Here is a 23,454-nt window from a genome sequence, read left to right on the forward strand (position 1 = left end):
GGTAAGGGTTCCTCCCTTCCTCTGTTCTACGTCGGATAATAGACTCGCGGAATTATTCCGTGAGATTTCTCACAAAGCCCAAAAAGCGTCTACGCTGTTTTAAGGTTCTGATCACCGACCAAGTGATGGAGAAGCTATGAGTTCATCGTGTATAGAAGAAGTCAGCGTACCAGATGATGACTGGTATCGTATCACCAACGAATTGCTGGGCCGTGCGGGTATCGCCATCAATGGCACTGCCCCGGCGGATATTCGTGTTAAAAACCCCGATTTTTTCAAACGTGTATTACAGGAAGGATCGCTGGGGTTAGGTGAAAGTTATATGGATGGCTGGTGGGAATGCGACCGACTGGACATGTTTTTTAGTAAAGTCTTACGAGCCGGGCTCGAAAACCAACTCCCCCACCATTTCAAAGATACGCTGCGTATCGCGGGCGCACGCCTGTTCAACTTACAAAGTAAAAAACGCGCCTGGATAGTCGGGAAAGAACATTACGATCTCGGCAACGATCTTTTCTCCCGCATGCTCGACCCGTATATGCAATATTCCTGCGCTTACTGGAAAGATGCCGACACACTGGAATTCGCCCAGCAAGCGAAGCTGAAGCTCATTTGTGAAAAATTACAGTTGCAGCCGGGTATGCGCGTGCTGGATATCGGATGCGGCTGGGGCGGCTTGTCCCAGTTTATGGCGTCCAATTATGACGTCAGCGTCGTTGGCGTCACGATTTCCGCCGAGCAGCAAAAGATGGCCCAGGAACGTTGCGCTGGTCTGGACGTTTCTATTCGGCTACAGGATTACCGCGACCTTAACGATCAGTTTGATCGCATTGTGTCCGTTGGTATGTTTGAACACGTCGGGCCGAAGAACTATAAAACCTATTTTGAAGTGGTCGACCGTAATTTGAAACCGGACGGTATTTTCCTGCTCCACACTATCGGTTCCAAAAAGACGGATAATAACGTCGACCCGTGGATCAATAAGTATATTTTCCCGAACGGGTGCCTGCCGTCTGTTCGCCAGATTGCGAATGCCAGCGAATCGCATTTCGTGATGGAAGACTGGCACAACTTTGGCGCAGATTACGACACCACCCTGATGGCCTGGTATTCTCGCTTTATCAACGGCTGGCCGGAAATTGCAGATAATTACACCGAACGGTTTAAACGCATGTTCAGTTATTATCTGAATGCATGCGCCGGGGCGTTTCGCGCCCGTGATATACAGCTATGGCAGGTGGTTTTTTCTCGCGGCGTCGAACACGGCCTGCGTATTCCCCGCTAATCCTGATAACCCCCGCGCTGCGGGGGTTTTTACGTCGGGTTACGCATCGCCTGCATGCAGATTCGCCGCGCTTTCCCGTGCCGCCAGCACGCGCTCGACGGTGTCAACAACCGCCTGGGTTTGCGGATCAATTTCGATATTGACGCGAGCACCCAGTTTTTTCTTACCCAGCGTGGTGCGTTCCAGCGTTTCCGGGATCAGATGAACGCAAAAGCGCGTTAGCGTCACTTCCCCTACCGTCAGACTGATGCCATCGATGCCGATGAATCCCTTATACAGGATATATTTCATCAGCTGCGGGTCCTGAACTTTAAACCAGACCTGACGATTATTCTCAGAGGTCAGAATTTTCGAAATTTCAGCCGTGGTCATAATGTGACCCGACATTAAATGCCCGCCAATCTCATCGCTGAATTTCGCCGCACGCTCCACGTTGACGAGATCGCCGACGCTCAGATCGCCAAGATTGGTAATGCGTAACGTCTCTTTCATCAGGTCAAAGCTGATCTGATTACCGTTTATTTCAGTGACGGTCAGGCAACAGCCGTTGTGCGCCACCGATGCGCCAGTCTCCAGCGCGTCCAGCATGTGTTCAGGTAATTCCACGACATGCGTGCGGAAATTCGGTTTTTCATCAATCGACACCAGTTTCGCGGTGCCCTGCACAATACCTGTAAACATACCTGCAACTCCTGAAATCAGTTAATACATCTCTGCCCAGCACAATAGCAGGTGGAAAATCAGGTTGCCAGCAAAGCGCTAAAAGCACCTGTTTTTTCACTGGAGAATTACGTATTCCTCGCTACAATAGACTGAAATTTCCCCTGCATTTTCTTCTTGCTGCCATTTAAGGCGGCTTTTTTAGTCTCTCAAATAACAACAAATAATGGTGTATACGTGCAAAAGTATATCAGTGAAGCGCGTCAGTTATTGGCTCTGGCAATACCGGTGATTCTTGCGCAAATCGCCCAAACCGCGATGGGATTCGTCGATACCGTGATGGCTGGCGGGTACAGCGCCACGGATATGGCTGCCGTCGCTATCGGCACATCCATCTGGCTGCCCGCCATTCTGTTTGGTCATGGGTTGTTACTGGCTCTGACCCCGGTTATCGCGCAGCTCAACGGCTCTGGCCGCCGCGAACGCATCGCTCACCAGGTGCGACAAGGCTTCTGGCTGGCGGGCTGTGTGTCCGTTCTCATTATGTTTGTGCTATGGAATGCCGGATACATTATCCGTTCTATGCATAACATTGATCCTGCGCTGGCGGATAAAGCCGTGGGCTATCTTCGCGCGCTCCTGTGGGGCGCGCCGGGATACCTGTTCTTTCAGGTTGCGCGTAACCAGTGCGAAGGTCTGGCAAAAACCAAACCCGGCATGGTCATGGGCTTCCTTGGCCTGCTGGTCAACATTCCGGTGAACTATATATTCATCTACGGTCACTTCGGTATGCCGGAACTCGGCGGCGTGGGCTGCGGCGTTGCCACGGCGGCGGTCTATTGGGTGATGTTTATCGCGATGGCCTCGTATGTGAAACGTGCGCGTTCAATGCGCGATATCCGCAACGAGCGCGGATTCAGCAAGCCGGATACGGCGGTCGTGAAACGTCTGGTACAGCTAGGTTTGCCGATCGCCCTGGCGCTGTTTTTTGAAGTCACCCTGTTTGCCGTGGTGGCGCTGTTGGTTTCACCGCTGGGTATTGTGGATGTCGCAGGCCACCAGATTGCCCTGAACTTCAGTTCGCTGATGTTCGTATTGCCGATGTCGCTGGCGGCTGCGGTTACCATCCGCGTGGGCTATCGACTTGGCCAGGGCTCAACGCTGGATGCCCAGACAGCCGCCAGAACCGGGCTGGGCGTCGGAGTTTGCATGGCCGTTATCACCGCAATTTTTACCGTGACGCTGCGTGAGCCTATCGCCCTGCTCTATAACGACAATCCTGAAGTGGTCACGCTCGCCGCGCAACTGATGCTGCTGGCGGCGGTGTATCAAATTTCCGATTCGATCCAGGTTATCGGCAGCGGTATTTTGCGTGGTTATAAAGATACGCGGTCGATTTTCTTTATTACCTTTACAGCTTACTGGGTGCTGGGATTACCGAGCGGTTATATCCTCGCGCTGACCGATCTGGTAGTGGATCGCATGGGACCGGCCGGGTTCTGGATGGGCTTTATTATCGGCCTGACGTCTGCGGCCATTATGATGATGCTGCGTATGCGATACCTGCAACGCCAGTCATCAGCGATTATTTTGCAGCGCGCTGCGCGATAAATCAGCAATAGCCGCCGGACGGCGGCTATTCTCTCGACATTTTGCGCGTTTCCTCTGCAATCGAGTGAAATCAGGAAGAAAATTACGTTTTCCCTCTTGCCTCATTCCGGCTCTGCCGCTAATATTCGTCCCCGTTGTCACCTGCAACATTGCGTTCATAGCTCAGTTGGTTAGAGCACCACCTTGACATGGTGGGGGTCGTTGGTTCGAGTCCAATTGAACGCACCATCCTGCGTCTGTAGCTCAGTTGGTTAGAGCACCACCTTGACATGGTGGGGGTCGATGGTTCGAGTCCATTCAGACGCACCATTCTTTATCCACACAGCACACTGTTCCCACAAATCTTTCCTGAATTCATGGTTTGACCGTTGTACAGACCAACAACCGCAACTGTCCCTTCACGCCTGCTGCCCTGATATTAATTATCTTACTGATTTTATTCTATTTAATAACCTGAAATTGCCGCTAACGGCAGCGCGCTCGCACGACTAAAAATGTAAATGATAATCATTATTATGTTGCAAATGAGAAATATTGCTAATAAGTTATTTCACGCAATTTCTCTTTTAACAATGGCAAGTGATTAATATCATGATAAAAAAGGCATATAAATTATCGCTTTTGAGTTCGCTTATTGCAGGGAGTCTGGCGATTCCTGCGGTACAGGCTGACGACATCAAAACAGCGGCAAACCAGAAAGCAGAACAAACAAACGCCAGTAACCCACCGGAGAAACAGGCTGCCCGCGACAAAGAAATAAACAGCGGCGAAACCATGGTCGTGACGGCCAAAGAACAGACGCTCCAGGCCCCCGGCGTCTCTATCATTGACAGCGAGGCCATTAAAAAACGGCCAATACAGCGCGACGTCGCTGAGATCATTCGCACCATGCCGGGCGTCAATCTCACCGGGAACTCTAACAGCGGACAACGCGGGAATAACCGCCAGATTGATATCCGCGGCATGGGGCCGGAGAACACTCTGATTCTGATTGACGGTATGCCTGTCTCCAGCCGCAACTCGGTGCGCTATGGCTGGAGCGATGAGCGCGATACCCGTGGCGACACCAACTGGGTGCCGCCAGAAATGATCGAGCGCATTGAGGTCATCCGTGGCCCGGCCGCCGCGATGTACGGCAGTGGCGCAATGGGCGGGGTCGTCAATATCATCACCAAACCGGCGACGGACGAATGGCACGGCAGTTTAAATACCTATTACAACTTTCCACAGCACAAATCCGAAGGCAGCACCAAACGCTATAACGGCAGTTTAAGCGGCGCGCTGGCGGATAATCTGACCCTGCGGGTCTACGGTAACTGGAATAAAACGCAGGCTGATGCCCAGGATATCAACGAAAACCACACGACCCCGCGTATCGGTTCTTATGCCGGTAGTTACCCCGCTGGCCGTGAAGGTTTTATCAATAAAGACATCAATTCAGCTCTGCGCTGGGAATTTATGCCGATGCAGGCGCTGGAACTGGGGGCCGGCTACAGTCGCCACGGCAACCTGTATGCCGGTGATACGCAAAACACCAACAGCAACGCGCTGGTAAAAAAATATTATGGCAAAGAAACAAACGTTCTCTACCGCCAGACGCTCAGCCTGAAATATACCGGCGCCTGGGACAGCGGCGTCACCACCAATAACTATGTGCAGTTTGAAAAAACGCGTAATACCCGCCTCAATGAAGGCCTCTCTGGCGGCATTTCGGGGATTTTCAGCCCGTCAAATGAAGGGTTCTCGACCATTTCGTTGTATGACACCAACCTGCACTCGGAAGTGAATATCCCGCTTGACCTGTGGGTTAGCCAGACGCTGACCTTTGGCGCGGAATTTAACCACCAGGCGATGAAAGATCCATCGTCGAATACCGAATCCACCACCGGCGGAGGCTCGGTTCCGGGGGTTGCCGATACCGGGCGCAGCAAATACAGCTCAGCGGATATTTACGGCATCTTTGCGGAAGATAACCTTGAACTGACGGACAGCACCCGTCTGACCCCTGCCGTTCGCTTCAACCACCAGAGTATTAGCGGCAGTAACTGGAGTCCGTCACTGAACCTCTCCCAGGAGCTGGGCGGTGACTTCACGTTGAAACTGGGTATTGCCCGCGCATGGAAAGCACCAAATCTGTATCAGACCAACCCCAATTACCTGTTGTTCAGTAAAGGCCAGGGATGCTACGGCGGCGGCGCCTGCTATCTGCAAGGCAACCGCGACCTGAAAGCAGAAACCAGCGTCAATAAAGAGGTAGGGATTGAATATAATCATGATGAAGTGCAGGCCGGGCTGACCTGGTATCGCAACGACTACCATGACAAGATTGCAGCCGGTGACTCGGTTGCGGGCAAAGCCACCTCCGCAAATATTTATCAATGGGAAAACGTGCCAAAAGCCGTCGTTCAGGGGCTGGAAGGGACGTTCAATTTCCCGCTCGCCGATACGCTGAAGATGAAAAATAACTTCACCTATATCATCGAGAACAAGAATAAGAAGAGTGGAGATTACCTGTCGGTTATTCCCAAATACACCATCAACTCAACGCTGGAGTGGCAGGCCGCTAACGATCTGTCGGTGCAGGGTACGCTGACGTGGTATGGCCGCCAGAAACCGAAAAAATACACTTATCAAGGGAACCCCACTTCGGGCAGCGAAACCCGACAGGTATCGCCTTATGCGCTGGTGGGCATGAGTGCGACTTACGCGGTGACGAAATATGTGGATGTAACCGCAGGGATCGATAACCTGTTCGACAAGCGCCACTTCCGTGAAGGAAATGCCCAGACTACCGGTAACGCCACCACGGGCGCGTATCTGTGGGGAGCCGGTGCGAACACCTATAACGAACCTGGCCGCACCTACTACATGCAGGTGGGGCTACACTTCTGACGACCACCAGACTCGCATCATAGCGTAATGGCTAAGGGCGGCTTCCCGCCGCCCTCTTCACTCACTGCCCGGTTAATCGCAGCGCGCTGCCCCGGGAGTCTCCTCCGCGCTCATATTCAGTAACGCGCTCTGAAAAGAGGCGGTGAACATCGGCCCGTGCGTCAATCCCGGGTAATTCCACCAGGCAACCGCAAGCCCGTCTTTTTGCAGGGCGGAAACGGCGTCGCGGGTTTTATTCAGGATATCGGAAACCGGAGTCTGCGCATTTTTCCCCGGTGAAGCGGAACCTTCCATGAAAAATAAACGCTTATGGCAATTTTTCGCGGCATCCATTGTGGTTAACCGGGTTAACAACGAGGAATTGTCTCTTCCCAGCGATGGGCTGGCGCTGTAGTAAAACTGAAAAAATGACGACGACAGCCACGAATCAAGGACGAATAAGCCGCCGTAGGAGTGTCCCCATACGCCGCGTCGTTCAGGATCGATGTTGATCCCTTGTTCCGTTTGCGGCGCGATACGCGTCTCCAGCAGTCGACGGAAGTCCCCACTGCCGCCACCCGGTCGACGATAGCGCCCCTCCGCCCCGCTTTTCACTTCCAGCGCGGGCGTATAATCATAGGCTCTGCCGTTCAGATCAAAGGGTAAGTGGGTCTGGTAGCCGATGGCGACAATAACGGGGGGCGTTTTTTCCGCCAGTTGTTTCAGCAAGTCCTCCGTCAGGCGATCCATCACCGCGTTGCCATCCAGCATATACAGAACCGGATAACCCGACGCTGGCGGCGTTTTATCAGGAACGCCGGTCCAGACCTTGTAGTGCCTTTTTCCGTCGGCGGAGTCGAAATTTTCAACCCTGAAATGGTAAAACGCGGAACCCCGATCGGCGATATTCGGTCCCAGCGGCTCCATATCCGGCCTGGCATACCCTTTCGCGCCATACAGCAGAGTAATGCAAGAGATTGCTAAAAACGGTGCCATGCGACGACGCCCGTTTCGATACTCACGGCCATACATCTCTTCGTTATTCCTTTTTTTACAGGTGAAATTCAGATTTTTGCAACATTACATACAGTTACCCGAAAGGCTCTGCGGGTCAAGTAAACCGTTACGGCCTTCATTCACATTTAAAATTCTGGTGAATGTACTTTAATCACTTATTTCGCAAAACAATATAAGTTTGTGCAAAGTCTCACAGTAACCTATTTTTATGCGCGTTATAGTGGCGACAACAGCAAATAAACAAGGCCTCTATTCGTTATGAAAAACATCTTTACACTGACATTCCTCGCGCTAAGCTGCCTTTCCACACACGCTATAGCCAGTGAAAAACTTGCCGGTAATGAAATTCTCGCCGTTCAGAAAGGCGGTGTCCCGGATAAGATTTATGAAAACAACAAGCCTCATTTAAGAATTGCGACCTATAACATCGGCAAAAATGAAGCGTCCGAAAATGTAGCTGATTTCACGTCGCTTAATGCCGCTATCAAAAAAATTGCAGCCGATATCATTGCGGTTCCAGAGGTTGATAATAAAACCGCAAGAAGCCAAAAGATTGATCAATTGAAAACGATCGCTGATGCAAATAACTATCACTATGCCTTTGGTAAGGCGCTGGATTTTGACGGTGGTGAATACGGACTCGGCATTTTATCGAAATACAAAATTCAGCATACTCAGGTTATCAATTTACCCTCAGGCGATGCAGAACAACGGGTAGCATTACTGGCGCAAATTGCGGTTCCAGGTTTCGATACGCCGGTACTGGTCATGGTTACCCACCTTGACTGGCAAAAAGATCCCACCATGCGAATTGAGCAAGTCCGCCATCTGCTGGATGTCAGTATTGGCGATGCGTCATCCGATTTTAAAGATATCGCCTCTTCAATAAAAATTCTGGCTGGCGATTTCAACTCTACCCGTGACGAACAGCCGTTAAAAGAAATTGGCTATTTCTTTAATCCGGTTGAGAAACAGGGGACGGATTATCGTACATGGCCTGCGGTTAACCCGGCGATTGATATTGACCACATCTTCACTTTCAAGGGGCAAAAATGGGATGTGAAGAAAATAGACATTCCGCATAACTCCCCTGCTTTCACCTGGTCGTCGGCAAGCGATCATCTCCCCTTTATCGCGGATATGGAACTCACCGAGCAGTAACCTATTGGCAGGGATGGCGGGATTTCCGCTTTCCCTGCTGGCAACCGCACCGATCGCCAATAGCGCAAGGTGCATCAATCACAGATTTTGCCCTATACTGGAAAGCTGGCAAACACTGAACTAAACAGGTGATTGATGGATATTGATCTCGACAATCTGGTCTTTGACGGACTGGAGGAAGCGCAAGAGCGTAACGCTGAACGTGTGGAAGACGCAGATAAAAAAGCCCAGGCGGTTATTGCGGATGATGACTGCGGCGATGCCTGCAAAATATAACGACAGAACCGGCGTGATGCCGGTTTTTTTATTCAGGATTAAGCCGCAGAAAGCGCGCAGATTTCGTTCCAGTATGCCTCGCGCGTTTGTCGATGTTCAGCGTTCTGTTTTATCACGGAACCACTCCGGATCAATGTTGGCGATATCCACGCCATACAGGCTGGCGACAGGAAGAACAGACTCAACAATACGCTGAAGATGAGGCTCCGCATCGTACTGTCGGGTCTGTGGACGTGCCTTCACCACAGTATGCCAAAGACGTTTAAACCCATTCATCTTCTCCGCCCCTCTGTCTGTATGCTGGATGCGTTTTATTGCAGCGCATTCGCGTGAAAAAATGAAATACGAAATCCTGCCATCCTTGTGCATTTATTGCATTAGACCATCCCATCTTAATTCACCGACCATTAACATCTGTTTTACTAATATCTTTTTGTATATAGATAAGAATCTTTTCTTATTTGGTGACGACGGCGAGTTGTGGGAGCGTAAAAAGACAAACCCAATCATGTCGCGAATGTAGCGGCCTTTTTGACCGCGACATGAATTATTTAGCGTCTCTACAGGGATATCAAAGAAGATGATGGCAACGACAATTCACAGCACTAAAAAAACATTACTGGCATTAAGTGCGCTATTCGCATCCGGTATTGCCGCGTTACCCGCCCAGGCCGATCAACTGGCGGATATTAAAGCCGCCGGCGTAGTGAAAGTGGCCACGTTCGATGCGAACCCGCCGTTTGGCTCCGTCGATCCGCAAACGCATAAAATCGTTGGTTACGACGTTGATTTTGCTGAAGCGCTGGCCAAATCGTTGGGAGTCAAACTAGAACTGGTCGCCACCAACCCAGCCAACCGTATCCCGTTACTGCAATCGGGTAAGGCCGATCTGATCGTCGCGGATATTACCATCACCCCGGAGCGCGCCCAGGTTATCGACTTTTCCGTTCCCTATTTTGTCACCGGGCAACAATTCCTGGTTCCGGCGACCTCCCCCGACAAGCTGGATGAGTACAGCCGCGCGCGAATTGGCGCGGTGAAAGGAACAACGGGGGAACAGGCGCTGCACCAGCGTTTCCCGCAATCCCGCGTGCTGGCCTATGATGATATCCCGCTGGCGCTGACCGCGCTGCGTAATGGCAACGTTCAGGCGATCACCCAGGACAGCACCATTCTGGCGGGCCTGTTAAGCGGGGCGCCAGACAAAGCCAACTTTAAAATCCTACCCGACCTGCTGAGCAAAGAGGAAATCGGCGTCGGGGTGAAAAAAGGCGAACCCGCGCTGTTAAAGGCGGTGAACGATGAACTGCTGAAGCTCGAGTCCACCGGACAGGCGGCTAAAATCTATGACGTCTGGTTCGGCCCCGAAACCAAAAATCCACAGCCGCGCGCCTTTAAAATAGAAGCGAAGTAATATGCTCTCAGGTTTGTTTACCCGCTCCGCAGCTTCGGCTGCGGATTTTACGCATTTGCGTCAGGCGCGCGTTGAACTGCGCGATGTGATCAAACAGTACGACGGGCACCGGGTATTAAACGGTGTCAATCTGACGGTGGAACCCGGAGAAGTCGTTACCATCCTTGGGCCATCCGGTTCGGGAAAATCCACGCTTATTCGACTCATCAACCAGCTTGAGTCATTAAGCGGCGGCGATATTTTTATCGATGATAAGCCCATTGGTCAGCTCAAGGGCGCAGCGCTGCGCCAGTTACGCAGCCGCATTGGATTCGTATTCCAGCAATTCAACCTTTACGCCCATCTGACGGCGCAGCAGAACATTACGCTGGCGCTGGAGTATGTGCATGGCTGGAATAAAGAGGCCGCCCGGCAGCGAGCCCGCGAGTTGCTGGACCAGGTGGGTCTGGCTGAAAAAGCCGACGCATTTGCCGCCCAGCTCTCTGGTGGACAGCAGCAGCGCGTCGCCATTGCCCGCGCGCTGGCCTCCTCCCCGCAAATTATCCTTTTTGATGAGCCAACATCCGCGCTGGACCCGGAAATGATCGGCGAAGTCTTACAGGTCATGAAGAACCTTGCCCACAGCGGGATCACCATGATCGTCGTTACGCACGAGATGCACTTCGCGCGCGAAATTGCCGACCGTGTCGTGTTTATCGATGGCGGCGATATTCTGGAAGTCGCCTCGCCGGAAGTATTTTTTACCCGTCCGCAGCACCCCAGAACCCAGCGCTTCCTGAAGAAAGTGCTCGATCCGTTACACCAGGAGTCATCGTTATAATGCTTACTCTGGACTGGCAGGGGGTGCTGAGCGGGCAACCTCTGCAATGGGTCATCTCGGGTTTTTTGACCACGCTCTGGGTCACGCTGGCAGGCGTTTTGCTGTCGACACTGCTGGCGATTATCCTGCTCGCGCTACGTCTCTCCGGCAACGCATTCGGTCGCCGTCTGGTCGCCGCCTGGGTCTCGCTGTTTCGCAATACGCCTCTGCTTGTGCAGTTGATGTTCTGGTACTTCGCAGCATGGAATTTTCTGCCCCGTGACGTGATTGATTTCGTTAATACCGACCATTTTTGGTCGATCCTGCCTGGCGATGTCTGGTGGCTGACGCCAGAATTCCTCTGCTCCGCATGGGGTCTGGGGGTATTCACATCGGCCTTCCTGGTTGAGGAGATCGCATCGGGGTTGCAGGCGGTATCCGCCGGGCAGCGAGAGGCCGCGGTATCGCAAGGTTTTTCCGCATGGACGACCCTCCGCCATATTCTGCTCCCCCAAGGGCTGGCAAACGCCTGGCAACCCATCGTGGGGCAATACCTTAACCTGATGAAACTTTCATCGCTTGCCAGCGGTATCGGCTTTGCCGAACTGACCTATCAGGTGCGACAAATTGAAAGCTATAACGCCCATGCTCTGGAAGCCTTTGCCGTCGGCACCGCGCTCTATTTGCTGACCGGCATTGTATTGGGTCTGCTACTGGCGCGGCTAAACCCCGCCCCGACCAAAAGAGTGAAGCCCAAAACGCGTATTTTCAGCCTCAGGAGTCCACACCATGATCGCTAATATTTCGGTCATTACCGACAATCTGGATTACCTGCTGTGGGGACGCGCTGCTGATGGTCAACCCGGCGGCGTGCTTCTCACATTGTTGATGGCGCTGGGTGCTGGCGTGCTGGCGCTTCCCGGCGGGGTGGTTCTCGCCTGTCTTGCCTGGCGATTTCCGGGCGTTATCCGTAATGGGCTGTTTCTCTGGTCGGAATTTATTCGCGGCATTCCGCTGATCTTCGTGATCTTCTGGATGTGGTATTTGCTGCCTATGCTTACCGGAAGCGATCTTCCCGGCGCCGTTACCGTCACGCTGGCGCTGGCCTGGTTTACTGCGGCATCGGTGATGCACTCCGTTTATGCCGGCATAAACGCGCTTCCTGCCGGGCAGTACGACGCCTCGGTGGTACAGGGATTTCGCCCGTTTCAGGCATTATGGCTCATTCTGCTTCCCCAGGTGCTACGCAATGTAATGCCGTCATTGACCGGCATTTTTATCGGCCTGCTGAAAGACACGTCGCTGGCGTTTATCGTTAATGTTCCTGAACTGACTACCGTCGCCGGTCAGGTGAATAACCGGGTACAGATTTACCCGGCGGCCATTTTTATCTTTACCGGACTGGTCTATTACCTGCTCTGTTTTGGCCTGGAGAGATTCACCCGTCGACGATTCGCCATCCGATAAACGGCTCAACACTCAACAAACTGATGTTGTTCGTTGAGGCGATATTTTACCCCGGCGCGTATGTTGTTCTCGCCTTCAATGGCAACGGCGAAACGGGTACGTTCGCCATCGTGATACGCCAGCGCGGCACAGCCGCCGGGCCCCAGTATCAGGGAGTCAACGTGCCCGGTGCTGGCGATGACCGCATTGTCACCGCTGGTAACGAGATGAACATTCTCTCCGCTGTTGGCAATTCTGGCATTGGCGCCAAAGCTGACAACCTGCGCCAGATCGCCATTGCTGGCAATATTGCTCCTGTCACCCAGCGTGCTGATGCGCACCCGCATTCCCGCACTGGCAATACGACTCCCGTCACCGGCGCAGCTTACGCGGGTTGAGTTCCCTGCCACCGCCACCCGCGCGCGATCGCCGGAACAACCTATATGCGTGTTGTAGCCTGCACTGCCAATGCGCGCGCAGTACCCCGCGCTGGCAATCTGCGAAGCGTACCCCACGCTGGCAATTTTGACGTTATCGCCCGCACATCCCAGATGAACGTTATCGTCCGCGCAGGCAATGTGTTCGCTATTACCGTGGTGCGACTGCGCACTCACCAGGCTGTCCATCGCGCTGATATCCTGACGCGCAAAGCTCTCCTCATCCAGCCAGCGCGACCAGGCATATTCCACCAGGCTATTTGCCCAGTCGAGATAGCCTTCACTGCTCAGCGCCCGATGCACGTCGGCGTAGCTGCCGCCATTCGGAAAGCGACGGACAAACCAACGATAGATGACGGGCCCGACTCGCCAGGTACGTAAATCCTCTCGCGTAATGATCATCCGTTAGTGCCGATGATAGCCATCAACCATGCAGCGGAAGGTCTCACCGGGCGTACGACCTGTCGTGCAAAGGTAAAGATGACCGAAGATAAAAAAGAGACTAACGATCGCCAGCGCGAAATGCGCCTGCAACAGCCAGTAACGCACGCCGGGGAACAGATCGCCCGCCGCCTGCGGATAAAGCGACAGTAGTCCGGTTATCAGCAACAGCGGCACCAGGCCGTACATCACCCCGAGATAAGCGGCCTGCTGTAACGGGTTGAATTTAGACTGCGCGGTGGCGGGAAACGGATGTTCCTCCCCCTGCATAATGCCGAACAGATAGAAGCGGGTCTGCTTCATCGCCCGGTCAATCCAGCCCTCGCGGCGAATAATATAATGGTGTCCGTTGCCGCCCAGCATGTTGATCAAAACAAAACCCAGCCAACACGCCAGCAGCAGAAAACCGCAGATCTCATGCACCGTCAGCAGGCTCTTCATCACCGACGCGCCAACCAGCGAGAAATGATTGATCAGCCCGCTGCCGAGCAGGAGCACAAACAGTAGCGCGTTCGACCAGTGCCACAATCTCACCGCTTTTGAGTACAGGTAAACCTTTTCACCGTGACCGGCCGCGGCTTTGTTGGCGGCGCGAAACCGCAGCATGGCATGCAGCCCCAACACCAGCCACATCGCTACCAGCATCAGTCCGGCGATGACTAACCAGACAGGCCAGTATTCGGGAGAAAACACGGGGACATAGTTCGCCAGTTGGGCATGGAACTGTTCAGCATTCTGCGACGCGTTCATACATTTTCCTTTTTAATCAAATGTTGACCGAACCGGCGATACAGATGCGGTTTTCCGGCGCCTGCGAGTTGGTGTTGATAGAATTTGTTCTCCTTCAGCCAGGTCTGAATTTCCGGGCTGTCTTCACGACCAAAAATCAATGCGTGCTCCGGGCAGGCATTCACGCAAATCGGCGGGAACCCCTTTGCCAGGCGAGATTCGGCGCAAAAGTCGCATTTATCCGCCACTTTGGTTTGTGGATTGAGATAACGCACCTGATACGGACAAGCGCCTATACAGTAGCTACAGCCGATACAGCGCGATTCATCTACCCGCACAATACCTCGCTCATCACGCCAGGAGGCACCAGTCGGGCAAACATCAATACAGGGCGCATCTTCACAGTGCTGGCAGGACTGGCGGAAATAGTGATAAACGGTTTCGTTTTCATTATCCGAAACAGGAATATGCGCGATGGATAAACGACTGCCCTGAGCCGGAACATGGTTGGTCTTGCGACACGCCCGGGCGCAGAGATTGCAGCCGTTACACCGGGATTCGTCATGAATCATGGCATAACGCACCGCTTTGCTATTCTTCGTGTTCGCTAACAAATTTTGGCCGGGCCCGCTGAAAAAAATCACCGTCCCCATACCAAGCACAAATTTTCGTCGAGTGAAGGACATCTGGTTATCCTCTAATCCGGTGGCAGCGATCGCCCACGCTTTCCATGACATCACCCTGAACAATCAGGGATTCTGAAACTGCTCAACCTCAAGCCATTCGCATAAGCCATATGCCTTGCCGTAGCTCATAAAACGTTCGCTAAACAGATACGGCACGTCGTTGGACGACGCCACACGGCGAATATCCGCGTAATCCGGGTGCGTGTCGATCGCGGCAAGGGCTGTCTCTATTTGCTGCGGCGCAAAGCGGTATGGCGGTTGTTCCAGCATGGCGACCTTGTAGGGTCGCGGATAGGTCTGGCAATCAAAACGCACCGCCTGTGCGATAGCCCGGCAAATATCGTTCTCCACCACCTGCACACACATGTCGGCATAGTTAGCGGTCATGGTTTGCGTCGAGTAGTAATAATCATCCTGAGCACCCTGTACGCAGGCGATATCCGCCCCTGTCTCGCTCTGAAGCAGCGTCTCCAGCAGCGGCATTAACGCCTCTTCCTCCACTGAATACAGCGGTTGCAGGAAAAGCGCGCGAGCCACCAGCTGGCCTGAAGCAGAATGCTGGCGGATGAACTCCGCCATGATCTCTGCCGGACTCGCGGGAGGCGCCGATTCATCCACTCGCCTTTCATGCTGATGTAAGCCTTGCAGCCACTGCCGCTTTTCAATATCCACCTCAGGCGTGGAGTGTTCGCCCTCTGAATGACTCATCTCACCTTCCTTACGCTGGCAGCAGATTCTGCGCGGCCAGATCGGCGGCGACATCCTCAAGACCGAGGCGATGCAACGTTTCTCGCGTCGGGCATCCCAGTTCAGGGTCCCAGCCCATCTCGGTATAAAAGAGCGTCAGGGATTCACGCATATCGTCGCGATCCATTTTGTCAGTCCCTTCAGTGAACACCGGAATGTTGGGGTCCTTGTCAAAAACCCACGAACAGATGAGATCGTGTTCATTGCGCATGTCTTTGGTCTGCATCAGTTTGACGGTATAGGCGCGATGGAGCGTGAAGATACGTTCTGCGGCTAAATCAAGGCTCGCCTGGGTGGTTTCATCCCCGGTCACCGCCTGGAAAAATTTCGCTTCCAGGTCCAGATCCCCACGATAATTTCGGCTCTTCAACGGCGAAACGGTCATCGTCCAGACCCAGTTGCACAGCGTCACGGCGTTATGCAGGCAAACTTTGAGCAGCGTCCATTTGGCATACTTGATTTTCGCCGCGTTGATCGGCGTGTAATTTTTAGTCTCGTCGTAGGCGTCTTCAGAACCAAACAGTTCCGCCGCGACCTCTCGCTGTAGCTTCAGCGGTAAACCAGAACCAATAAAGTTGATGTGGGTGTGGGTCATGCAGTCACGGTTAAACATGCAGTTGGTAATTGCCCCCACCTGCGCCGACGCTTCGTTAGCATGGTGTACCGGATAGCCAAACGGCGACCACAGTTTGTTTTTATCGTACGCCCAGTATTCCTCACCCAGATTCCAGCGCTCGGCAATGGCGTATGAACCATCCGCAAGATGGCTCAACTCTCCTTTGCGATGCGCCAGGCGATAGTAGAAATCCTTGATAAAGTTGGGATCGCCCGCTTCCAGTTGATCCCAGCGGATCTCCGCATATTCCTCAGCCGGCAGCACGCGCTTGAACACACCTTTGCTGTAGCAATACGTGAAGTCACGGTGCAACTGCCCGTAGTTACACCAGATACCGTAGTCGTCAAACAGGTTCAGACCGATCAGATTGCCGATAACGCGGCCATCGTCCTTGTCGTCAAAATCTTTCGGGCCGTGCGGGAAGATCGTGGTATGGACAAAGTTTGCCACGCAGGTATTCCCCCCGGTGCTCGGTACGCCAAAATCCTTTACCCGTGGAATATTGAGCTGCGACATGCAGCGGATCGGGCATGAGTGGCAACCGCTCATTTTCACGGTGTATTTTTCAGCCGCCGGACCTAAGTCAAACACGGATTTATAGGTGCGAAAGCCGACCGTATTTTGATTACCCGGCGGGATCTCGCCGGTTTCAACAGGCCCGCCCTCTGCGGCCCCCCAGAACAAGCCTTTACGCGCCGTCCAGCGCGAGGCCGGTGAGGAAAATTCCGCCCATGCCTGCGGGGTGCTCGGCACAACATGATTATTATTGGCGCCAATCAGCTCCGTCATCATGTAGTCATTCAGCCGCTTCATCTCTTTGCGATCGGCAATATTGACCCCTTTGGTGCCTTCAACGGCAATGGCCTTGAGGTTTTTCGACCCCATCACCGCGCCGGTTCCCGCCCCGCCGCTGTGGTTACGGCTGTTGAGCATACAAGAGAGCGGCACCAGGTTTTCACCCGCCTGACCAATGGCCGCCACGCAGGTCTCCGGGCTGGTCATACGGCAGATCTCTTCGGTCGTGGCGCGCGTCCCTTTGCCCCACAGAAAATCTGCTTTTTCGAGGCTGACCTTGTCATCTTTAATATTGATCCACACAGGCGAAGCGGATTTACCCTCAATAATAATCGCGTCGTACCCGGCAAATTTCATTTGTGCCGCAAAGAAGCCGCCCATATGCGCGTCGACAACCAAATTACCTTTAGTAAACGTAGAGAGCGAAGTGATATTGACGCGGGAACTACAGGGCGCGCCAGATCCGGTCAGCGGGCCGGTGGCAAATACCAGTTTATTTCCTTCATCGAAAGGTTTCGTGCCAGGCGGAACTTCGTCATACATAATTTTGTAGCCGAACCCCATTCCGCCGACAAATTTTTTATATTTACTGGAATCTTCGAGGGTAATATCGCCTGTTGTAAGATTGACCCGTAATATATTACCTGTCCAACCGTTAGCCATAATGTTTTCCTTTGCAAGATTCAAACAGTAATATCTTTCCACTCGATAACTTTCAGCGCCCCTGTCGGACAGGCGCTGGCGCACTCGCCGCATAAAACACATTTTGATGATTTTTTCGTTTCGCTGTTTACGGTAGCCATCATCCAGGGGCAGGCAGTGGTACAGGCGCTACAGCCAATACACCGCTTATGATCAACCGCGATGCAGCCATCGTCCTGTTTCCAGGTAATTGCGCCGATTGGGCAGACCTTCATGCACTGCGGGTCCTTACACTGGCGACAGGTATCTGCGGTGTAGTTTAAATCGCCGTACAGGCCGCCGCCGGAGCCGACGCCATTGTCGCCAAAGAAGTAATTACGGTGAATCTTAATGCGGGAGAAAAACGAGCCCACGGCGCCATCGTTGTAATTGGTGCAGGAGATTTCGCAGCGATGGCAGCCTGTGCAGCGGGCGCGTTGGGTCACTAATACCCCTTTGGGCGTGTTTATCAGTCCTACCGTACCGCTATCAACGTCTTCCTGTTTGCAGCCAAAAAGTGACAGCAGCGCGGGAGCGATAGTTAATCCTGCCAGACCCTTTCCTGATATACGCAGAAATTCGAGCCGCGTTAAGCCAAAATCTAATATTGGACGTTCGACCTGGTTCATTTATTTCGCATCCTCTTCGCAAACACAGTGCGGACAACACCCGATGTTTTGCCCTAACCGGATCGCATACGTCATATCATTAAATACAAATAGACTAATCCTAAAGAGTTAGGCATATAAATAATGTGGTTATTCAGTGCTATTAACTTTGATCGTTATCAATTAAAAACCGGAAGTGAAATAATAAAAGCGGAGTGATATTTATTATCATTTAGAGGATATAAAACACGGCAATCTATTAATAATTAATAATTAATAATTAATAATGTGACCTCGTTCCCATTATTAATATCAATCGCCTTCGTTATATATTAATATACATATCGATATTAATATAAACGCGATATCTGATTATTTACAAGGTGAAGAATTTAAATACCGGGAATAAGGGATGACGAAGCGAGCGCCATCCCTGAAAGAATTATCCTGCCAGGGCTTTGATAACCGTTTCCATCGCCTGTTTTTCAAGTTCGCTGCGCTGGAGTCGCTGGTTCGCCATGGCGGTTCGTAACACTCCCGCAATCACGATATGCTTCGGCTCTTGCCCCAGGTCGCGCATCTCCAGAACCACTTTGCCAACCACTCTGCACATCTCACGGTACAGTTCGTCGTCTTTTGTCAGGTTTCCCATTATTGTCTCTCATCGCCAGCACAAACAAACAGCATATATCACTCTAACGATGAAGACAAAACTCAAATAAATCAAACAAATAAATAGAGTGACTATTCAACTTAACCGATATCCGGCACCTCACACTCTGTAACTTGCTCACCCGTTCGGCCAGGCTCTTTTATAGGCCGGATAAGCGTCACGCTATCCGGCACTACGTGGTATTAGTTATTGACCGGAATCACCGCGCCTTTGTACTTCGTGCGGATCCAGTCCTGAATCTCTTTTGAGTGCAGAACGTCAACCAACGCCACGATGTCTTTTTTCTTCTCGTCGCCACGGTGTACGGTAATGATGTTGGCGTACGGATTGTTTTCTCCGCTCTCAACGGCGATCGGATCGTTAACCGGGTCCAGACCTGCGTCGATAGCGTAGTTGGCGTTAATCACCACCGCATCGCCTTCATCATTGTTGTACATCTGTGGTAACAGCGCCGCTTCCACGTTAGGCAGGAACTTCAGTTTTTTCGGGTTATCCACGATGTCGCTGATGCGCGCGCTGACCTTATCCACGTCCGGCTTCAGTTTGATCACGCCCTCTTTTTCAAAGATCGACAGAATACGTCCCTCTTCAGAGACCGCGTCACGCATAATGATCCTGCCGCCTTCCGGCAGATCTTTCAGCGATTTGTATTTTTTAGAGTAGATGCCGATCGGCTCAATATGAATCGCCCCGGCGCTGACGAAATCATAGGTTTTATCACCCGCATGATCTTTCAGCACGCTATTCAGGTACGGGATATGCTGGAAGTAGTTGGCGTCGATTTCACGACCGGCCAGCGCGGTATTCGGCAGAATGTAATCCTGGAAAGGTTTAATCTCCAGATCGATCCCCTGTTTCGCCAGAATCGGTTTCGCCTGCTCAAGGATTTCCGCATGCGGTACGTTAGAGGCGCCAACGGTCAGCGTATCCGCCCAGGAGGCGAAGCTCAGGGCGCTTAAGGTTGCTGCGGCGAGTAATGTCAGTGATTTTTTCATGATAATGGTTTCCGTATTTTATTAGCGTTTATCTAACAGAGAGGTGATCACATCGCCGCAGAACTGGATAATGAAGACGATGATCAGGATAGTCACCGTCGCCACCAGCGTGACGTCGTTGTGGTTGCGCTGGAATCCTTCCAGATAAGCCAGGTTCCCTAAACCGCCTGCCCCAATCACTCCGGCCATCGCGCTGTAACTGACCAACGCAATCAGCGTCACGGTGATCCCGGACACCAGTGCGGGTGATGATTCAGGCAGTAAAACCCGAAAAATAAGTGTGCTGAGACGTGCGCCCATCGAACGCGTGGCTTCAATCACGCCTCTGTCGACCTCGCGCAGTGCGATTTCAACCAAACGCGCATAAAACGGCGCCGCCCCGACAATCAGCGCTGGCAGCGCAGCGTTCGCGCCGAGAATGGTGCCGACCAGCGCTTTGGTAAACGGGATCAGCAAGACGATCAAAATGATGAACGGGATCGAGCGAAAAATATTCACCACCAGCGAAATGACGCTATACAGCGTGCGGTTCTGAAACAGCCCGCCGCGCGCGGTCAAAAATAGCGCCAGCCCCAGTACAATCCCCAGCACAAACGTCGCGATACCGGAAAGCGCCGTCATATAGAGCGTTTCCTGCGTTGCCGCAAAAAGTTGTTCCCATTTCAGATGGGGAAACAGATTCTCAACCATGTTGTACTACCTCACCTTCAATATCGCTCTGCCGCAAATCCGCCAGAATATTATTCAGTTGCTCTTCCGTCGCCACGACGTGCAGCCACAGTTGGCCAAACACGCCATGCGCGGTTTGCGTCATCTTGCCGTGTAAGATATTGAAAGGCAGGCCGTAACGCAGGGTAAGCTCCCCTACGATCGGCTGATGCGTACTGTGCCCGGTGAAGGTCAGCTTAATCACCGTCCCGCCCAGCTCGCTCGCCAGCTGCGGGTTAAACGCCTCCTCTTCGGCATACTGACTTACCTGGCGGACAAACTGCCGGGTAATCGGCTGTTGCGGATGAGTAAAGACGTTCAGCACATCGCCTTCCTCCACCACTCTGCCGTTTTCCATCACCGCAACGCGATCGCAGATTTTGCGCACCACATGCATCTCGTGGGTAATAAGCACAATCGTGAGCTGGAAGCGGCGATTAATATCGAGCAGCAGATCCAGAATCTGATCGGTGGTTTGCGGGTCCAGCGCGGAAGTCGCCTCGTCGCAGAGCAGCACATCCGGGTTATTTGCCAGCGCACGGGCAATCCCCACACGTTGCTTTTGCCCGCCGCTCAGTTGGGATGGGTAAGCATTCTCACGCCCGGTTAACCCCACCAGGTCGATCAGCTCCGCCACCCGCGCCTTGATTTTTGCTTTTGGCGCGCCCGCGATTTGCATAGAAAAAGCGATGTTTTCGCTGACGGTACGCGACCACAGCAAATTAAAGTGCTGAAACACCATGCTGATTTTCAGCCTCGCCTGGCGCAGGGACTCTCCTGTCGCCGCTGAAATATCATGACCATTGATGGTCACGCTGCCCACGGTCGGTTTTTCCAGACCGTTCAGCAAACGAATCAACGTACTCTTTCCGGCGCCGCTGTAGCCAATAATCCCGTAAATTTGTCCCTGTTCAACCGTCAGATTAACGTTATCCACTGCGGTAATGGACAGCTTGCCGGGCGTAAAAACTTTCGAAATATTTTTCAGGACGATCATATCGTTATCGTATCCGCTGCTGCTTATGGTTATCCTGCCAGTGCTTTTAGCTGTTTAGCAGTATGGATGTCCAAACGAGTGTAATCAGGGTGTTTCTGCTTTTAAATGACCAAAAAGGAATTTGATATATCCACAAGGAATAAGAGAGGCGCAGCGCGGGAAAATGGCTTTAGTACAATTTCGGCAACCTTTATGCGGGGAGCGGCATTATCCTTAACGCGAGCAGCATAAACTGTTGAATTAATCGACAAAAACAGGGCAATTCGGCCATCAACACCGCCAGACGACTGCACGGCTAAACGTCCTGCCATCCAAATAGCGTTTTATATTCCATTCTGTTCTTATTCACAGACAAACATTCTTTAGGCGTGCATTTTGGCAACCCTATTATTTCGTCATGTTATTCACTGACGGATATTCACCATGACAACGTTTCACTCCGTAACGGAACTGATTGGCAATACGCCGCTGCTTCAGTTGCATAAGCTGAATAGCGGCGTAAGCGAACTCTTTTTGAAACTGGAGAACCAGAATCCAGGCGGTTCGATTAAAGATCGCGTCGCACTTTCTATGATCAATGAAGCGGAAAGACAGGGGCTGCTAAAACCCGGCGGCACGATTATTGAAGCGACGGCGGGCAACACCGGGCTGGGGCTGGCGCTGATCGCCGCGCAAAAAGGTTATGCCCTGACGCTGGTCGTGCCGGACAAAATGAGCCGTGAGAAGATCTTCCATTTACGTGCGCTTGGCGCACAGGTGGTATTAACCCGCTCAGACGTCAACAAAGGTCATCCGGCCTATTATCAGGATTACGCACGCCGTCTGGCGCAGGAGACGCCCGGCGCCTTCTATATTGATCAGTTCAACAACGCCGCGAACCCGCTGGCGCATGCTTCCACCACCGCCCCCGAATTGTTTGCCCAGATGGATGGCCGCATTGACGCCATCGTAGTCGGCGTCGGTTCCGGCGGCACGCTGGGCGGTTTACAGGCATGGTTTCGCGAACACTCCCCGCACACGGAGTTCGTGCTGGCCGACCCCGCCGGTTCAATCCTTGCCGATCAGGTCGAGACAGGCACATTCGGCACCGCCGGTTCCTGGCTGGTTGAAGGGATTGGCGAGGACTTTATTCCGCCGCTCGCCCACATCGAATCCGTTTCACAGGCCTTTCGCATCAGCGATAAAGACGCCTTCGCCACGGCGCGCGAGTTGCTCAGAACCGAAGGCATCCTTGCCGGTTCATCGACCGGTACGCTGCTCGCTGCCGCCCTGCGCTACTGCCAGGCGCAGACGCAGCCAAAGCGCGTGGCGACCTTCGCCTGCGATAGCGGCAATAAGTATCTCTCGAAAATGTTTAACGATGACTGGATGCGCCAGCAAGGGCTCATCACCCGGCCACAGGCTGGCGATCTGAGCGACTTCATCGCCTTACGTCATGACGAAGGGGCAACCGTGACCGCCGCGCCGGACGATACGCTGGCGACCGTGCTGGCGCGTATGCGCCTGTACGATATTTCGCAGTTGCCGGTTCTTCAGGAGGATCAGCTTATCGGCATCATCGACGAATGGGATCTGATTACGCATATTCAGGGCGATAACCCGCGTTTTTCCCTCCCGGTAAAAGAAGCAATGACGCGCGAGGTAGTCCGGCTTGATAAACGTGAACCGGAAAGCGCGCTGAAACCTATTTTTGATCGCGGCCAGGTGGCTGTGATTGTCGACAACGACCAGTTCCTCGGTCTGGTCACCCGTAGCGATGTGCTCACCCACTGGCGCAACCGCCTGGATAAATAAGGAACTC

Annotated in this window: 23 protein-coding genes and 2 tRNA genes; 12 read left to right on the top strand and 13 right to left on the bottom strand. The window is 52.8% G+C overall.

Going from position 1 to position 23,454, the window contains the following annotated elements; genetic code table 11:
* The first annotated feature begins 136 nt into the window (after positions 1-136).
* Positions 137-1,285, top strand: coding sequence for a cyclopropane fatty acyl phospholipid synthase (gene cfa / locus OGV79_RS12760; protein WP_115626654.1), 1,149 nt, complete (start codon positions 137-139; stop codon positions 1,283-1,285).
* Positions 1,286-1,324: 39 nt separating this feature from the next.
* On the opposite strand, the gene OGV79_RS12765 is transcribed toward cfa, so the two are convergent.
* Complete coding sequence (locus tag OGV79_RS12765; protein WP_286468544.1) at positions 1,325-1,966, bottom strand: riboflavin synthase subunit alpha; 642 nt, start codon at positions 1,964-1,966, stop codon at positions 1,325-1,327.
* A gap of 216 nt (positions 1,967-2,182) precedes the next feature.
* On the opposite strand from OGV79_RS12765, the gene mdtK reads away from it, so the two are divergent.
* The 4 genes from mdtK to OGV79_RS12785 all read left to right on the top strand — a co-directional run bounded on the left by mdtK (position 2,183) and on the right by OGV79_RS12785 (position 6,448).
* Positions 2,183-3,556, top strand: coding sequence for a multidrug efflux MATE transporter MdtK (gene mdtK / locus OGV79_RS12770; RefSeq protein WP_047457282.1), 1,374 nt, complete (start codon positions 2,183-2,185; stop codon positions 3,554-3,556).
* 151 nt (positions 3,557-3,707) lie between these two features.
* Positions 3,708-3,784, top strand: a tRNA-Val gene (locus tag OGV79_RS12775).
* 4 nt (positions 3,785-3,788) lie between these two features.
* Positions 3,789-3,865, top strand: a tRNA-Val gene (locus OGV79_RS12780).
* Between the two features lie 282 nt (positions 3,866-4,147).
* Entirely contained in the window at positions 4,148-6,448 is a 2,301-nt protein-coding gene (locus tag OGV79_RS12785) for a TonB-dependent siderophore receptor (RefSeq protein WP_200004994.1), read from the top strand.
* 72 nt (positions 6,449-6,520) lie between these two features.
* Here OGV79_RS12785 and OGV79_RS12790 read toward each other — a convergent pair whose 3' ends face one another.
* Entirely contained in the window at positions 6,521-7,459 is a 939-nt protein-coding gene (locus OGV79_RS12790; protein ID WP_024130374.1) for an alpha/beta hydrolase, read from the bottom strand.
* A gap of 243 nt (positions 7,460-7,702) precedes the next feature.
* On the opposite strand from OGV79_RS12790, the gene OGV79_RS12795 reads away from it, so the two are divergent.
* Positions 7,703-8,605 carry an endonuclease/exonuclease/phosphatase family protein gene (locus OGV79_RS12795; RefSeq protein WP_012132554.1) on the top strand — a complete coding sequence of 301 codons (903 nt, stop codon included), beginning with the start codon at positions 7,703-7,705 and terminating at the stop codon, positions 8,603-8,605.
* A gap of 135 nt (positions 8,606-8,740) precedes the next feature.
* On the top strand, positions 8,741-8,881 hold the full coding sequence (locus OGV79_RS12800; protein WP_096753850.1) for a hypothetical protein: 141 nt from the start codon (positions 8,741-8,743) through the stop codon (positions 8,879-8,881).
* Positions 8,882-8,977: 96 nt separating this feature from the next.
* Here OGV79_RS12800 and OGV79_RS12805 read toward each other — a convergent pair whose 3' ends face one another.
* Entirely contained in the window at positions 8,978-9,157 is a 180-nt protein-coding gene (locus OGV79_RS12805) for a hypothetical protein (protein WP_024130375.1), read from the bottom strand.
* Between the two features lie 304 nt (positions 9,158-9,461).
* Here OGV79_RS12805 and OGV79_RS12810 point away from each other — a divergent pair, with 304 nt between their 5' ends.
* From OGV79_RS12810 to OGV79_RS12825, 4 genes are read left to right on the top strand one after another with little or no spacing between them, the layout of a single operon-like run.
* Positions 9,462-10,295, top strand: a complete 834-nt coding sequence (locus OGV79_RS12810; RefSeq protein WP_047457292.1) for an ABC transporter substrate-binding protein — start codon at positions 9,462-9,464, stop codon at positions 10,293-10,295.
* 1 nt (position 10,296) lies between these two features.
* Positions 10,297-11,115, top strand: coding sequence for an amino acid ABC transporter ATP-binding protein (locus OGV79_RS12815; RefSeq protein WP_112002403.1), 819 nt, complete (start codon positions 10,297-10,299; stop codon positions 11,113-11,115).
* Complete coding sequence (locus OGV79_RS12820; RefSeq protein WP_049010155.1) at positions 11,115-11,894, top strand: amino acid ABC transporter permease; 780 nt, start codon at positions 11,115-11,117, stop codon at positions 11,892-11,894. The genes OGV79_RS12815 and OGV79_RS12820 overlap by 1 nt, the downstream gene beginning before the upstream one ends.
* Positions 11,884-12,561: an amino acid ABC transporter permease gene (locus OGV79_RS12825; protein ID WP_286468555.1), complete on the top strand. Its 678-nt coding sequence runs from the start codon at positions 11,884-11,886 to the stop codon at positions 12,559-12,561. The genes OGV79_RS12820 and OGV79_RS12825 overlap by 11 nt, the downstream gene beginning before the upstream one ends.
* A 5-nt stretch (positions 12,562-12,566) precedes the next feature.
* Here OGV79_RS12825 and ydhT read toward each other — a convergent pair whose 3' ends face one another.
* The 10 genes from ydhT to OGV79_RS12875 form a co-directional block, all read right to left on the bottom strand.
* Entirely contained in the window at positions 12,567-13,379 is an 813-nt protein-coding gene (gene ydhT, locus OGV79_RS12830) for a protein YdhT (protein ID WP_047457302.1), read from the bottom strand.
* Between the two features lie 3 nt (positions 13,380-13,382).
* Positions 13,383-14,168: a thiosulfate reductase cytochrome B subunit gene (phsC, locus tag OGV79_RS12835; protein WP_286468557.1), complete on the bottom strand. Its 786-nt coding sequence runs from the start codon at positions 14,166-14,168 to the stop codon at positions 13,383-13,385.
* Positions 14,165-14,833, bottom strand: a complete 669-nt coding sequence (locus OGV79_RS12840) for a 4Fe-4S dicluster domain-containing protein (protein WP_070518460.1) — start codon at positions 14,831-14,833, stop codon at positions 14,165-14,167. The genes phsC and OGV79_RS12840 overlap by 4 nt, the downstream gene beginning before the upstream one ends.
* Positions 14,834-14,896: 63 nt before the next feature.
* The gene (locus tag OGV79_RS12845; RefSeq protein WP_286468559.1) at positions 14,897-15,541 is read right to left on the bottom strand and encodes a YdhW family putative oxidoreductase system protein; all 645 of its coding nucleotides are present in this window, start codon (positions 15,539-15,541) and stop codon (positions 14,897-14,899) included.
* 10 nt (positions 15,542-15,551) lie between these two features.
* The gene (locus OGV79_RS12850; RefSeq protein ID WP_353622151.1) at positions 15,552-17,654 is read right to left on the bottom strand and encodes an aldehyde ferredoxin oxidoreductase; all 2,103 of its coding nucleotides are present in this window, start codon (positions 17,652-17,654) and stop codon (positions 15,552-15,554) included.
* A 20-nt stretch (positions 17,655-17,674) separates the two neighbouring features.
* Entirely contained in the window at positions 17,675-18,301 is a 627-nt protein-coding gene (locus tag OGV79_RS12855; RefSeq protein WP_012132569.1) for a ferredoxin-like protein, read from the bottom strand.
* A gap of 421 nt (positions 18,302-18,722) precedes the next feature.
* Entirely contained in the window at positions 18,723-18,932 is a 210-nt protein-coding gene (gene fumD / locus OGV79_RS12860; protein ID WP_012132570.1) for a fumarate hydratase FumD, read from the bottom strand.
* 203 nt (positions 18,933-19,135) lie between these two features.
* Positions 19,136-19,948: a MetQ/NlpA family ABC transporter substrate-binding protein gene (locus OGV79_RS12865; RefSeq protein WP_012132572.1), complete on the bottom strand. Its 813-nt coding sequence runs from the start codon at positions 19,946-19,948 to the stop codon at positions 19,136-19,138.
* A gap of 21 nt (positions 19,949-19,969) precedes the next feature.
* Positions 19,970-20,638, bottom strand: a complete 669-nt coding sequence (locus OGV79_RS12870; protein WP_012132573.1) for a methionine ABC transporter permease — start codon at positions 20,636-20,638, stop codon at positions 19,970-19,972.
* A complete protein-coding gene (locus OGV79_RS12875; RefSeq protein ID WP_047457318.1) occupies positions 20,631-21,653 on the bottom strand; it encodes a methionine ABC transporter ATP-binding protein in 1,023 nt (340 codons plus the stop codon). The genes OGV79_RS12870 and OGV79_RS12875 overlap by 8 nt, the downstream gene beginning before the upstream one ends.
* A gap of 423 nt (positions 21,654-22,076) precedes the next feature.
* Between OGV79_RS12875 and OGV79_RS12880 the strand changes: the two genes are divergently transcribed.
* Complete coding sequence (locus tag OGV79_RS12880; protein ID WP_071258175.1) at positions 22,077-23,447, top strand: pyridoxal-phosphate dependent enzyme; 1,371 nt, start codon at positions 22,077-22,079, stop codon at positions 23,445-23,447.
* Positions 23,448-23,454 lie beyond the last annotated feature (7 nt).

The organism is Citrobacter sp. CK185 (genome assembly GCF_030333565.1).
Classification (GTDB): Bacteria; Pseudomonadota; Gammaproteobacteria; order Enterobacterales; family Enterobacteriaceae; genus Citrobacter_B; species Citrobacter_B koseri.

Bases quoted from the DNA above. Each gene is read 5' to 3' on its own strand.
- OGV79_RS12875 (WP_047457318.1), bottom strand. From the start codon at position 21,653: ATGATCGTCCTGAAAAATATTTCGAAAGTTTTTACGCCCGGCAAGCTG.
- OGV79_RS12795 (WP_012132554.1), top strand. From the start codon at position 7,703: ATGAAAAACATCTTTACACTGACATTCCTCGCGCTAAGCTGCCTTTCC.
- OGV79_RS12855 (WP_012132569.1), bottom strand. From the start codon at position 18,301: ATGAACCAGGTCGAACGTCCAATATTAGATTTTGGCTTAACGCGGCTC.
- OGV79_RS12765 (WP_286468544.1), bottom strand. From the start codon at position 1,966: ATGTTTACAGGTATTGTGCAGGGCACCGCGAAACTGGTGTCGATTGAT.
- OGV79_RS12815 (WP_112002403.1), top strand. From the start codon at position 10,297: ATGCTCTCAGGTTTGTTTACCCGCTCCGCAGCTTCGGCTGCGGATTTT.
- OGV79_RS12880 (WP_071258175.1), top strand. From the start codon at position 22,077: ATGACAACGTTTCACTCCGTAACGGAACTGATTGGCAATACGCCGCTG.
- OGV79_RS12820 (WP_049010155.1), top strand. From the start codon at position 11,115: ATGCTTACTCTGGACTGGCAGGGGGTGCTGAGCGGGCAACCTCTGCAA.
- OGV79_RS12800 (WP_096753850.1), top strand. From the start codon at position 8,741: ATGGATATTGATCTCGACAATCTGGTCTTTGACGGACTGGAGGAAGCG.
- OGV79_RS12825 (WP_286468555.1), top strand. From the start codon at position 11,884: ATGATCGCTAATATTTCGGTCATTACCGACAATCTGGATTACCTGCTG.
- ydhT (WP_047457302.1), bottom strand. From the start codon at position 13,379: ATGATCATTACGCGAGAGGATTTACGTACCTGGCGAGTCGGGCCCGTC.
- phsC (WP_286468557.1), bottom strand. From the start codon at position 14,168: ATGAACGCGTCGCAGAATGCTGAACAGTTCCATGCCCAACTGGCGAAC.
- OGV79_RS12840 (WP_070518460.1), bottom strand. From the start codon at position 14,833: ATGTCCTTCACTCGACGAAAATTTGTGCTTGGTATGGGGACGGTGATT.
- cfa (WP_115626654.1), top strand. From the start codon at position 137: ATGAGTTCATCGTGTATAGAAGAAGTCAGCGTACCAGATGATGACTGG.
- OGV79_RS12790 (WP_024130374.1), bottom strand. From the start codon at position 7,459: ATGTATGGCCGTGAGTATCGAAACGGGCGTCGTCGCATGGCACCGTTT.
- OGV79_RS12865 (WP_012132572.1), bottom strand. From the start codon at position 19,948: ATGAAAAAATCACTGACATTACTCGCCGCAGCAACCTTAAGCGCCCTG.
- OGV79_RS12785 (WP_200004994.1), top strand. From the start codon at position 4,148: ATGATAAAAAAGGCATATAAATTATCGCTTTTGAGTTCGCTTATTGCA.
- fumD (WP_012132570.1), bottom strand. From the start codon at position 18,932: ATGGGAAACCTGACAAAAGACGACGAACTGTACCGTGAGATGTGCAGA.
- OGV79_RS12805 (WP_024130375.1), bottom strand. From the start codon at position 9,157: ATGAATGGGTTTAAACGTCTTTGGCATACTGTGGTGAAGGCACGTCCA.
- OGV79_RS12870 (WP_012132573.1), bottom strand. From the start codon at position 20,638: ATGGTTGAGAATCTGTTTCCCCATCTGAAATGGGAACAACTTTTTGCG.
- OGV79_RS12810 (WP_047457292.1), top strand. From the start codon at position 9,462: ATGATGGCAACGACAATTCACAGCACTAAAAAAACATTACTGGCATTA.
- OGV79_RS12845 (WP_286468559.1), bottom strand. From the start codon at position 15,541: ATGAGTCATTCAGAGGGCGAACACTCCACGCCTGAGGTGGATATTGAA.
- OGV79_RS12850 (WP_353622151.1), bottom strand. From the start codon at position 17,654: ATGGCTAACGGTTGGACAGGTAATATATTACGGGTCAATCTTACAACA.